At 37.9% G+C, this 13,035-nt stretch carries 10 protein-coding genes; 9 read left to right on the plus strand and 1 reads right to left on the minus strand.

Going from position 1 to position 13,035, the window contains the following annotated elements:
* Positions 1 to 276 precede the first annotated feature (276 nt).
* The 9 genes from ACZ5C4_RS08600 to ACZ5C4_RS08640 all read left to right on the plus strand — a co-directional run bounded on the left by ACZ5C4_RS08600 (position 277) and on the right by ACZ5C4_RS08640 (position 12,160).
* Positions 277 to 1,131, plus strand: a complete 855-nt coding sequence (locus ACZ5C4_RS08600) for a PRD domain-containing protein (RefSeq protein WP_464520641.1) — start codon at positions 277 to 279, stop codon at positions 1,129 to 1,131.
* Positions 1,132 to 1,227: 96 nt separating this feature from the next.
* Entirely contained in the window at positions 1,228 to 2,658 is a 1,431-nt protein-coding gene (locus tag ACZ5C4_RS08605; RefSeq protein ID WP_464520642.1) for a PTS transporter subunit EIIC, read from the plus strand.
* A 38-nt stretch (positions 2,659 to 2,696) separates the two neighbouring features.
* Entirely contained in the window at positions 2,697 to 4,121 is a 1,425-nt protein-coding gene (locus ACZ5C4_RS08610) for a 6-phospho-beta-glucosidase (protein ID WP_464520643.1), read from the plus strand.
* Between the two features lie 93 nt (positions 4,122 to 4,214).
* Positions 4,215 to 5,018 carry a ChbG/HpnK family deacetylase gene (locus ACZ5C4_RS08615; RefSeq protein ID WP_464520644.1) on the plus strand — a complete coding sequence of 268 codons (804 nt, stop codon included), beginning with the start codon at positions 4,215 to 4,217 and terminating at the stop codon, positions 5,016 to 5,018.
* 2 nt (positions 5,019 to 5,020) lie between these two features.
* Positions 5,021 to 5,494 carry a PTS sugar transporter subunit IIA gene (locus ACZ5C4_RS08620; protein ID WP_464520645.1) on the plus strand — a complete coding sequence of 158 codons (474 nt, stop codon included), beginning with the start codon at positions 5,021 to 5,023 and terminating at the stop codon, positions 5,492 to 5,494.
* 57 nt (positions 5,495 to 5,551) lie between these two features.
* The gene (locus ACZ5C4_RS08625; protein ID WP_464520646.1) at positions 5,552 to 6,739 is read left to right on the plus strand and encodes a MupG family TIM beta-alpha barrel fold protein; all 1,188 of its coding nucleotides are present in this window, start codon (positions 5,552 to 5,554) and stop codon (positions 6,737 to 6,739) included.
* Positions 6,740 to 6,757: 18 nt separating this feature from the next.
* On the plus strand, positions 6,758 to 7,906 hold the full coding sequence (nagA, locus tag ACZ5C4_RS08630) for an N-acetylglucosamine-6-phosphate deacetylase (RefSeq protein ID WP_464520647.1): 1,149 nt from the start codon (positions 6,758 to 6,760) through the stop codon (positions 7,904 to 7,906).
* 556 nt (positions 7,907 to 8,462) lie between these two features.
* The gene (locus ACZ5C4_RS08635) at positions 8,463 to 10,550 is read left to right on the plus strand and encodes a polyribonucleotide nucleotidyltransferase (RefSeq protein ID WP_464520649.1); all 2,088 of its coding nucleotides are present in this window, start codon (positions 8,463 to 8,465) and stop codon (positions 10,548 to 10,550) included.
* 293 nt (positions 10,551 to 10,843) lie between these two features.
* A complete protein-coding gene (locus ACZ5C4_RS08640) occupies positions 10,844 to 12,160 on the plus strand; it encodes a replication-associated recombination protein A (protein WP_464520650.1) in 1,317 nt (438 codons plus the stop codon).
* On the opposite strand, the gene ACZ5C4_RS08645 is transcribed toward ACZ5C4_RS08640, so the two are convergent.
* Positions 12,146 to 13,033, minus strand: coding sequence for a sensor histidine kinase (locus ACZ5C4_RS08645; protein ID WP_464520651.1), 888 nt, complete (start codon positions 13,031 to 13,033; stop codon positions 12,146 to 12,148). The genes ACZ5C4_RS08640 and ACZ5C4_RS08645 overlap by 15 nt on opposite strands.
* Between the last annotated feature and the right edge of the window lie 2 nt (positions 13,034 to 13,035).

Raw genomic sequence — 13,035 nt, forward strand, 5'->3', positions numbered from 1 at the left:
AGAGGGATGTTTTGAATTGTACTTTTTAAATATAGAAATATACACATATGTTAATAATAGAATAATACCGAAAGAAAAGGGCAAATTAAGGAGAAATAAAATTCTTGACAACTGAGTAAAATGTAGTTTATAATACAGTTGTAAGACGGATTGTTACTTTAATTAGGCAAGGACGTTAACACAGTTATATAATATTTTTGGATTGTTACTTTTCAAGGCATAACCATTATATTCGAGATGGTATCCTTGATTTTTTTTATGAAAAAAGGAGCTGATATGAAAGCGGTAAAAAGGCTTAACAATAATGTTGTTGTTTGTACTGACAGCAAGGGCAGGGAACTTATTGCAATTGGTAAAGGCATTGGATTTGGAGAAATGCCTAAAGATATTTCGATTAATGACATTGAAAGAACGTTCTATGATATGAAATATTCTGAACAAAATATTTTGAAAGATTTACCAATGGATGTTGTTGTCTTTACAGCTGATTTAATGGATATTGTTAAAAATGAACTGCCTTATGAGCTGAATCCTAATGCGACTTTGACAATGGCTGATCATATAGCATTTTCCATAAAGCGGGCTGCTCAAAATATTTCAGTGAAAATGCCATTATTATATGATGTTCAGCAAATGTACCCACTTGAATATAAGATTGGAGAATACATTTTAAGAAAAATTGAAAAACAATTTCAAGTGTCTTTGCCTAAAGATGAGATTGCAGGCATTGCATTAAATTTAATCAATTCTGGATTAAACAATAAAGAAATTATAGATACGAGCAGAGCCCAAGAGTATGAAAATATGCTATATGAGATTACAGAAATAGTTGAGCATACACAGAAAATGATTATTGATAAAGACAGTTTTGACTATTCTAGGTATGCAACCCATTTATTATATCTGTTTCAAAGAATTCAATCTCATAAGACTATTAACAGCGCAAATTATGAAGTATATGAAGATATTGTTGAAAAATTCCCTTCTATTGAGTTATGCGTATCAAAAATTTGCCAATACATAGAAGGAAAATGGAAAGTAGAACTATCCAAAGATGAAAAATTGTATTTAATGTTACATATTAATCGGATATGTACGAAAAAGGATTGTAACCTAAAAGACAGGGCATAACCTCCAAAAGGACACAGTATTAACTGTACTTTGGAGGTTTTTTGTTTGGTTAAGGTGATTATGCACTGAATATTGAGTAGGAAAGGATGAGAAGAAATGAAAGATATTCAAAAATCATTAGAAGAGATTATACAGTATATTGGGGGTATAGGTAATATAGCGAATGTAACGCATTGTATGACAAGACTTCGATTAGTACTAAAGGATGAAAGTTTAGAAGAGAAAGAGAAATTAGAAGAGGTAGAAGGCGTCATTAAGGTTGTTCATGCTGGTGGTCAAGTCCAAATTGTAATTGGTCAACAAGTAGGCAAAGTTTATGATGAATTATGTAAGATAGGCGGTTTTGAAAAGAACCATTCTATTGACGAAGAAGAACATGAAGAGAAGAAAAAGGAAAAACTGACGATAAAATCGGTTGCTAAAAATATTATGAGTACTTTAAGCGGATGTATTATTCCAACATTACCTGTGATAATTGTAGCGGGAATTTTTAAGATGTTAGTCATTTTGTTTGGCCCAGAACAGTTGGGATGGCTGGCTGAAGACGGTGATTTAATCGCCTTATTTGAAATGGTTGGAAATGCTGGCTATTATTTCTTGCCTTTCTTTGTTGCATATAGTTCAGCAGTAAAGTTTAAAGTTAGCCCAATGATGGCATTGCTATTCGCAGGAATTATGTTAAGTCCTAATATGCTAGAGATTGTAGAAGCCCAAAAAGCATTTACCGTTTTTGGCATACCTATGCATTTAACAAGTTATGTACAAGCAGTTATCCCTATCATCATGATTGTTTGGATTATGTCATATGTAGAAAGATTTTTAAAGAAGCATATTCCTGATATGCTAAGAACTGTAGGCATTCCGGTTTTAACAATCACCATTATGCTGCCAATTGGTTTATGTATTTTAGGACCAGCATGCTATATAGTGATGAGCTTAGTTGCTGATGGGTTATTATGGTTAACTGCAAATTTTGGATTGTTAGCGGCTATTACTGTTGCTCCATTGTGGCCGTTTGTTCAGATGTTTGGAATGCATGTTCCAATTCTAACAGCCCTGCTTCCGGCACAAATGGAAATAGGATATGACATGATTGTATATCCGGCGCTGATAGCAACAACATTTACATATATGGGATTATTTTTAGCATATGCATTACGTGCAAAAGGTACAAAGAAAAAGAGCTTGGGATGGAGTTGTCTTACGACAATGACATTAGCAAATATATCAGAACCAGGATTATATGGCATTGTTTTATCAGATTATAAAGCATTGATTTATACTATGATCGGAAATATGTGTGGAGCATTAACCTGTTATTTGTTGAGGGCTAAAGTCTACATTTTTGCCGGAGTAGGCTTTCCATTTTTAAATTCACTGCGTTTTGGAGAAGATATTATACAAGGAACAATTGGGTGTATAGTTGCTTTAGCAGTAGCTTTTACATTAGGTATTATTTTTGGATTCCAGGGTGAAGGTAAGTTGCAAATTGGTAAAAAGAAATTGCAAATTAGTAAAAAGGAATGAATATATAGTTAAAATTTGATAGAAAAGAGGATCCAGAAATGGCATTTCCTAAAAATTTTTTATGGGGTGGAGCACTTTCTGCCAATCAATGCGAAGGTGGATGGAATGAAGGTGGCCGCGGACTGGCTAACAGTGATATTCTGCCTTATGGAAAAAAACGAACAGATATTATTAAAGGGAAAGTGGTACGAAGCGAACCCGTACAGGGAGAATATTATCCGGCGCAAAATGCAATAGACTTTTACCACCGTTATAGAGAAGATATAGCTTTACTTGGAGAAATGGGTTTTAAAATTTTGCGAATATCTATTTCATGGAGTCGTATTTTTCCACATGGAGATGAGGCTCAGCCAAATGAAGAGGGGCTGCAATTTTACGAAGATGTATTTAAAGAATGTAAAAAGTATGGAATAGAACCATTAGTTACCATTACACATTATGATATACCAATGTATTTAGTGACTGAATATGGCGGATGGAAGAATCGTCAATTAATTGATTTTTATAAAAAGTTAGTGAAGATTTTATTTAAACGTTATAAAGGTATGGTAAAGTATTGGTTAACATTTAATGAAATTAATATTATGGTAAGTGCATGTTTTATGGCAGCAGGCTTAACTTTTGATAATACTGAAAATCAGTATACAAGTATTTATGATGCTGTACATCATGTTCTTGTTGCAAGTGCATGGGCAGTTAAGATAGGTCACGAAATTGATAGTGAAAATCGAATTGGATGCATGTTGAATGCTGGATTATTTTATCCAGCAACATGTAATCCTTTAGATGTTCAGGCGGCTCAACAAGAAAATAGGCAGCACTATATGTTTACAGATGTTCAAGTGAGGGGAGAATATCCTCGATATATAAAAAAAGATTTTGAGAGAAATAATTACGAAGTTCCATTTTGCGAGGATGATGAAGAAATTTTAAAGACAAATCTTGTTGATTACATCTCGTTTTCATATTACTCGACAAGAGTTGCAAAAGCTAATAGTGAAGGAGAATTTGATTCTAATTTATTAAAATCAGCACCAAATCCCTATTTGAAAGTTGAACCGTGGGGCAGATTTATAGATCCATTAGGTTTGAGAATAACCATGAATGAAATATATGATCGTTATCAAAAACCGCTATTTGTAGCAGAAAATGGATTAGGTGCTTCTGATACACCTGATCGTTATGGTAATATCAATGATGATTATCGAATTGAATATTTAAGAGAACATATTAAAGCAATGAAAGATACAATAGAAATAGATGGATTACCAGTTATGGGGTATACTTGCTGGGCGCCTATCGATTTGGTTTCTGTAGCGACTGGGCAAATGTCCAAGAGATATGGATTTATATATGTTGACTTAGATGATGATGGAAACGGAACGTTAAAGCGTAGTAAGAAGAAATCATTTGATTGGTATAGAAAAGTTATTGCTTCGAATGGGGAAGATCTTGGACATTGATCTTTGTTGAGTAGATTTTCTTCTCGTCTTTCTTAGAATAGAGATTAATTTCCATTAACTCTTACTAACCTCAATTCTGAAAGGGGGTTATTTATGAAATTATTAATACAAGCAGATGATTATGGAATAACAAGAGCAGTATCAAGAGGTATTATTTTTGGAATCAATTATGGGCTTATTCGCAATACAGGCATATTTACAAATATGGACTGGACAGAAGAGTGTTTAGATATGATAAAACCATATCTTGCTCAAATAGATTTAGGCATTGATTTGAATATTTCTACTGGAAAACCTATTTCACCTGCAAATCAAATACCAACATTAGTCGATCAAGAAGGAGTGTTCTTAACGAGTTGGGAAAGTCGAAAACGAGATGAGGCTTATGAGAACAAAAATCGTGTTTCCATGAAAGAAGTCTATCAGGAATTTGAAGCTCAAATTCAAAGATTTATTAAGCTTGTTGGAAAAAAACCAGATTATATTCACAGCCATGCTTATACGACTGCGGAAATTTTCCAAGTCCAAAGATTATTAAGCCGAAAATATGGAATTCCATATACATCAGATATTTGGGAAAAACTATTTGGGTTTGATGTATCTGGCTATAGAATACCTTGGTACATAAAGCCGGCAACTTTGGATAATCAAATCCATTCTTCTTTATCGCAATATCTGCTTAGTCACAAAAATGAACTTTTAAAAAAAGAGTATTGTTTAGTTGTTGGTCATATGGGGTATGTTGATGATGAACTGTTAAAATTATCCAGCTATCATTTATATAGAATAAAAGATTTAGAAGGTATTACTAATTTAGAAGTTATGAATTGGGTAAAAGAAAGCAACGTTTCACTTATTCGTTACAGTCAGATCTGTAATACCGAGAAAGGAAGATGAAATTGTTTAATTTTATAAAAAGAAATTCGGAACAAGTTGTTGCACCAATTAGTGGGAAATGTATATCTATCACTCGAGTGAATGATCAAGTTTTTTCCTCAAAGAGTCTGGGAGATGGATTTGCAATCATACCTAATGATTGTATGGTTGTTTCACCTGTTGATGGGAAAATTACGCTGATTGCGGAAACGAAACATGCGTTTGGAGTGAAAACAGAAAAAGGCGTAGAAATATTGGTACATATTGGATTAGACACGGTTCAGTTAGAGGGCAGAGGATTTGCTGTTCATGTCAAACAAGGGGAAAAGGTTAAAGCCGGTGATCAAGTTATTAGTTTTGAGAAAGCATATGTAGAAGATTCTTCAATTGATATGACAACTATGACTGTCTTTACTTCTGGGATGACTGAAGAGGTTCGTCTGGGATATTATGAAAAACAAGTCACTCAAGGGGATATTCTTATCTCAAAGATATAAAGGGTAAGGGCAGAATCTATAGAAAAAACGTAAATTTTAATGAGTGGAGGTATAAAAATGACTGAACTAGGTGTATTGGCTTATCCAGATTTAAGTCCAATGGAAAAAATTAAAGAATATTTACAGCTCGCATCAAAGTATGGATTTACAAGAGTATCTTCCAGTATGCTCTCAGTGGAAGGAACGAATGAGGAAATCATTTCATATTTTAAAGAGTTTAATCAAATTGCACACAAATTTGGAATGAAGGTTTCTTTAGATGTGAATACAAATTTTTTAAAACGAATGAATCAATCTTATGATGATATTTCTTTATTTCATGACATTAATTGTGACATTATCCGTTTAGATGGTTCTTACGGAGCAGAAAACGATTATATAATGATTCAAAATCCTTATGGTATAAAAATTGAAATGAATGCGACTTCATCAAAGATTGCTAAAGAAATTGCATATTTCTATGAGAAGGGAGTATCTAAAGAGCGAATTTTATTAGGGCATAATGCGTACCCTCAACGATATACAGGTTTGAAATGGAAAGATTTTTTAGAAAAAAATCATCAGTTAAAATCTTATGGCTATAAAATTGCAGCTATTGTAAGTTCAAATGCACCAAATACTCATGGAATATGGAATGCTGAGGATGGACTTCCAACAGTTGAAAGGCTGCGTGACTTACCAATTGATTTACAAACAAGAATTATTCTGGCTACTGGAGAAGTTGATGATATTTTGATTGGAAATGCATATGCAACAGAAGCAGAATTAAAAGCTATTTCCGAAGTCGTTAAACCGACTAAGGCCTTTGAAGACTCTCCTATTTATGCTGAAATTAAAGCATACGGACCTATTTTACCTAAATTTGGTCCATGCAAGAGATTAAAAGTAATTCTTGAAAAAGATATAACAAAAATTGAAAAAGAAAATCTTTTGGATCTTGTTCCTCAATTAGATAATGGCGATTCTTCTGAGTGGATTTGGCGTTCAAGAAGTGGACGATTAATAAACAGGAACAGGCCGATTCCACCTAGAAATTATGATGGAGAATATTTTCCGGTTGGAAGTGTTGTTGTTGTCAATGATGTTAATAAGCATTATTCTGGCGAAATTCAAATTGTAAAAATTCCAATCAAGAATGATGGAAAAAGAAATCTAATTGCAAGATTAGCTCCTAATGAGGAACAGATGCTTGAATTAATAAACAATGAAGATCTTGTGGAATTTATTGAATACTACGAATATTAGAAGGAAGGTGAAATCGTTATGCTCATAAAAAGTAGAAGAGTTTATGTAGGGGACCGATTTATTCCATGTGTCATTGAGATTGAAAAAGACAAAATTATTAATATTTTTTTAGATAAAGACTGTCAAGTAGATAAGGATTATGGTGATAAACGTATAGTTCCTGGTTTTATTGATATTCACACACACGGCGCGTATGGATTTGATACCAATAGCGCTGATGAGATTGGGTTAAAGAATTGGCAAAAACGCTTACCCGAAGAAGGTGTTACATCCTTTTTGCCAACAACTGTAACAGCATCAAAAGATAAGTTATTGAAAGCGTTAAAAAATATAGCAAAAGTTAAACACGAAAATTACCCAGGAGCTAATATTGTTGGGATTCATTTGGAAGGACCGTATATTGATCAAAAGTATCATGGAGCTCAACCAGTCAATGCAGTGGTTAAACCAACCGTAGAAGAATTTCAGGAATATCAGGATGCGTCTAACGGACTGATTAAAATTATTACTTTAGCGGTAGAACATGATCCTAATTATATATTGACGAAATATTGTGTAGATAACCATGTGGCTGTTTCAATCGGTCATAGTTCAGCGACACTTGAGCAAGTTATTTTTGCGGCTGCCAATGGAGCAAAGTCTGTTACTCATACTTTCAATGGGATGAGTCCGCTTCACCATCGGAAAAATGGTGTTGCTGGTGCTGCCTTATGTTGCGATTCACTGTATAGCGAAATCATTTGTGATTGTCATCATGTCACTCCAGAGGCGATACAATTATTTTTCCGTTCTAAAGGAAAAGAAAAAGCGATTATGGTAACGGATTCTTTAATGTGCAAAGGATATAAACCAGGCGAAATATTTCATTTTGCTGATCTTGATGTTGAAATTTATTCTGATGGCAGCGCTCATCTGGTTAAAGAGGGAAATTTTGCCGGAAGTACATTAAAAATGAATGAAGGATTAAAAAATCTTGTAGAGGTAGCTTTTATTCCATTTGATACCGCGCTTCAATCATGTACATTGAATCCTGCAAAATTACTCAAAATAGATGATAGAGTTGGCAGTTTAGTAGTAGGCCATGATGCGGATATTGTTGTATTAGAGGATGACTATTCAATCATTGAAACATATTGTAAAGGGGTTTCTCAATTAGGAACTCAGTAAGCAAGGTATAAAAAACTCGCTTTTTCGGTTACAGTTTGCAGAAACTCAAGTTTTCCAAGTGAAACTTGAGTTTCTTTGCCTTTATAGAAAACGTCTGTTTTTCTTTTCCCTTTCTTACAGTTTCAAAGTTCCGCTGCCTTAGTCCATTTATTGCGATAAAGGAGGCTCCGGTTGGACTTCAGGTGGATTACGTAGTAATTCTGCTTCAGTTGCTCGAGTATGAGTAAGATTTTATTTTTATCATAACCGCGTTCCATAACAAAAGTCGCCATCCCGAAAAGAACAGAAGCAAGAGAGAGGATTCTTTATATTTTTGGCATTTTTTAAAAGTTGTGAATAATAGAACCAGGTAGAGTTATCTTGTGGGGATAATTTTGCAGAACTCAGGGGTTCTTTATGATTGCCTAAATACCGGCAATATGCTATAATATAAAAGATTGCGGACTAAAAGCGTAAAGCCGAGACCACTGAAAAGGATATTAACTTTGATAATATGTTTTTCAGTAGTTTCGGAGCTTTAGTCTGAAAATGTGTGAAAGAGAAAAAGGAGAAAGACATGTACAAGAAATTTGAAATGGAACTTGCCGGCAGAACTCTTCGTGTAGATGTGGATCGAGTGGCAAAGCAGGCAAACGGCGCTGTGCTTATGCACTACGGGGATACGACAGTGCTTTGTACGGCGACAGCATCAGAAAAGCCAAGAGATGGGATTGATTTCTTTCCGCTAAGTGTGGAGTATAATGAAAGACAGTATGCAGTAGGAAAGATACCGGGCGGCTTTAACAAAAGAGAAGGAAAGGCATCAGAGAACGCAGTGTTGACCTGCCGCGTCATAGACCGGCCAATGCGTCCGCTTTTCCCGAAAGACTATAGAAATGACGTCACACTGGAAAATTTAGTCATGTCAGTAGATCAGGACTGCAGTCCGGAACTGACGGCAATGCTCGGTGCGGCAATCGCGACAACCATTTCGGATATTCCGTTTGACGGCCCGATTTCTACGACGCAGGTAGGATTGGTGGACGGTGCATTTGTATTCAATCCGACAGCAGCACAGAAAGAAGTTTCCGATCTTGCCCTTACAGTTGCTTCTACAAAAGAGAAGGTAATTATGATTGAGGCTGGAGCAAACGAAGTGCCGGAAGAAAAGATGATTGAGGCGATTTTTGCGGCACATGAGCTGAACCAAAAGGTGATTGCTTTTATTGACACAATTGTTGCAGAGTGTGGAAAGCAAAAGCATGCGTATACAAGCTGCGCCGTTTCAGAAGAACTGTTTGAAGCGATAAAAGAGTTGGTTCCTCCGGCACAGATGGAAGAAGCAGTCTTTACAGATGACAAGCAGACCAGAGAAGAGAATATCCGCCAGATTACAGAAAAGCTGGAAGAAGCGTTTGCAGAGAAGGAAGAATGGCTGGAAGTCTTAGGAGAGGCTGTTTATCAGTATCAGAAAAAGACGGTTAGAAAGATGATTTTAAAAGATCACAAGCGCCCGGATGGACGTGCCATTGATCAGATCCGTCCGCTTGCGGCAGAAGTAGATTTGATTCCAAGAGTACATGGTTCTGCGATGTTTACAAGAGGACAAACACAGATATGTACAGTTACGACACTGGCACCGTTGTCCGATGCGCAGAGAATCGACGGGCTGGATGAGGCGGAAACCTCGAAGCGGTACATGCACCATTATAATTTCCCGTCTTATTCTGTAGGAGAGACAAAACCGTCCAGAGGGCCCGGACGCCGCGAGATCGGACATGGAGCGCTGGCAGAGAGAGCGCTGCTTCCAGTACTTCCTGATGAGACCGAATTTCCGTACGCAATCCGTACAGTTTCCGAAACCTTTGAGTCAAACGGTTCTACTTCTCAGGCAAGCGTGTGTGCTTCAAGCATGTCTCTGATGACAGCAGGTGTACCGATAAAAGCGGCAGTAGCAGGAATCTCCGCAGGACTTGTGACAGGAGAAACAGATGACGAGTATTTGGTGCTGACAGATATTCAGGGGCTGGAAGATTTCTTTGGAGACATGGATTTTAAGGTCGCAGGGACACATAAGGGAATCACTGCCATTCAGATGGACATCAAGATTCATGGCTTGACAAGGCCGATCATAGAGGAGGCAATCGCTGCTACAAAGAAAGCGAGAACATATATTCTGGATGAAGTAATGAGTAAAGCTATCAGTGAGCCAAGACCAGAGGTTGGGCCTTATGCTCCGAAGATCATTCAAATGCAGATAGATCCGCAGAAAATCGGGGATGTAGTCGGTCAGAGAGGAAAAACGATCAATGCCATTATCGATGAGACAGGTGTAAAGATTGATATTACAGACGACGGCGCCGTTTCGATCTGCGGAACAGAAAAAGAGGGAATGGACAAGGCAGCGAAGCTGATTACTACGATTGTGACAGAGTTTGAAGCCGGACAGGTGTTCGAAGGAAAGGTTGTCAGCATAAAAGAATTCGGTGCGTTCTTAGAATTTGCACCGGGCAAAGAAGGAATGGTTCATATTTCTAAAATTTCTAAGGAAAGAGTGAATAAGGTAGAAGACGTTCTTTCCATTGGAGACGTTGTGAAGGTTGTATGCCTTGGGAAAGATAAAATGGGCAGATTCAGCTTCAGTATGAGAGACGTGGCAGAGTAAAAATAAAAGAAATACAAGGGGATTGTTATAGAAGCAGGGAGATCTGCGGCATGGCAGTCCTCCTTTTTATATAATAGGAAATTTCCTATTATACAAAAAGCCCTCCGGGCGGGATGCGCACGCCGCAATAAGGAAATTTTACCGCTTTGCGGTATTGCGGCGGCGCGCAAAGTGGACAAGCCCCTCAAGATTGAGGGGCAGGAGATTTGAAGCGGGCTTGCCCACTTTGTTCGGTAATCAAATAGCAGGGCAATAGAGTGTGCAAATAAGGTGAAATAAGGAAGTGGAGACAGATGGAGCAGATGACACTGTTTGAGGAACGGCCGGCCATGGCACCGCTTGCCAGCAGATTACGGCCGGATTCTCTGGAGACGTTTATAGGGCAGGAGCATCTTTTGGGCAGAGGGAAGATATTAAGACAGCTTATTGAACGGGATCAGATTTCTTCTATGATATTCTGGGGGCCGCCGGGAGTGGGCAAGACGACGCTTGCCAGTATTATAGCGGGAAAAACAAAGTCAGAATTTATTAATTTCAGTGCAGTTACAAGTGGGATCAAGGAGATTAAGGAGGTGATGCAGCAGGCAGAAAACAGCCGGCGCATGGGAAGGCGTACGGTCCTGTTTGTAGACGAGATTCACCGGTTTAACAAAGCACAGCAGGATGCGTTTCTTCCTTTTGTTGAAAGAGGAAGCATTATTTTAATTGGTGCGACAACAGAAAATCCATCTTTTGAGATCAATGCGGCGCTTCTCTCAAGATGCAGGGTGTTTGTGTTAAAAGCGCTGGAGGAGAAGGATATAGTAAGACTTTTAAAGAATGCGCTGGAAAATCCGGCAGGCTTTAAAGACCAGAATGTACAGATTACAGAGGATAAACTACAGGCGATTGCAGTATTTGCAAATGGAGATGCGCGAACGGCGTTAAATACACTGGAGATGGCAGTGTTAAATGGAGAAATCAGTGCGCAGGGAATTACGGTTACGAAGGATGGGATGGCACAGTGTATCAGCCGCCGTTCCCTTTTGTATGACAAAACAGGAGAGGAACATTACAATCTTATATCTGCACTTCATAAGTCTATGCGCAACAGCGATGTGGATGCAGCGATATACTGGATGTGCCGTATGTTGGACGGAGGAGAAAATCCACTGTATATTGCCAGAAGACTGGTGCGGTTTGCAAGCGAGGATATTGGAATGGCCGACAGCAATGCACTGCAGGTAGCAGTTGCGGCATACCAGGCATGCCACTTTCTGGGTATGCCAGAGTGTGATGTGCATTTGACGCATGCGGTTACTTATCTTGCGGCAGCGCCCAAATCCAATGCATTGTACCGCGCCTGTGAGTCCTGCAAACAGGATGTAAAGACAATGCCCGCAGAGCCGGTGCCTCTGCATTTGAGAAACGCACCGACAAAGCTAATGAGAGAGCTGGAATATGGAAAAGGATATATTTACGCCCATGATACGGAAGAGAAAATTGCACATATGCAGTGTATGCCAGATTCCTTAAAGGACAGGCGCTATTATATTCCCACAGATCAGGGAGCAGAAGAAGGAGTAAAGAAACGTTTGGAAGAAATAAAAGCACGTTTAAGGAAAAAATAAATGGATACTTAATATTTGACGGCAATATTTTGCGTCAATGGTTCCGTTCATCTGCTCTGTAAGTATTTTCGCGATAGAAAGCCCGAGGCCGGTAGATTTGGAGGCTGTCTCGACTGTGTAAAAGCGGTCGAACAGCCTTTTTGCCTGTACCTCATCCATGTTGGAGGTATGATTGGAAAAAATGATTTCGCCGGTTTCCTTCAGGGTGATTTTTAAATCTCCTTCACTGTATTTGAGCGCATTGCTCAAAATATTTGCAAAAATGCGCAGAAGCATATCAAAATCCAGCATACGCTGGATTTTTTTCTCTGGTATAGAGACCTCAGGATGGATATTTTTTTGCTTGAATACCGCATAGTATGCCGAGAGACTGTCCTCGAGAGCCCTATTTAAAATAACAGGCATGAATTTTATCTCTTTTGAGAGAGAAGAAAATACAGAATAACGGAATAACTCTTCTGTAAGCTGTTTTAAAATGTCTGTGCGTTCCCGAATGATATGCAGATAGCGCTCTGCATTTTCTGACTTTTCTTCTCCTTCCAGTAAATCCAGATAACCAGAGATTGCAGTGAGGGGAGTGCGCAGGTCGTGGGAAATATTAGTAACAGCCTCTTTTAATTCTAAATCTCCCTGTGAGAAACGGTGTCTCTGGGCACGAAGCTCCTTTAACTGCAGATTGATCTGGTCTGCTAATTTTCTCATATATTTATCGCGGCAGGATATATCGATCAAAACATTGGTATTCTCTTTTAATCTGGCGGAAAACTGCATTTCAATTTCCCTGGCAGACTTTTTTAACAGCCAGATTTTTAAAAACAGCCAGATTAGGAGAATCCCCAGAAAAAGAATCGCTCCCCAAAGATAAAATTCCATAT

The organism is Mediterraneibacter flintii, assembly GCF_055387595.1.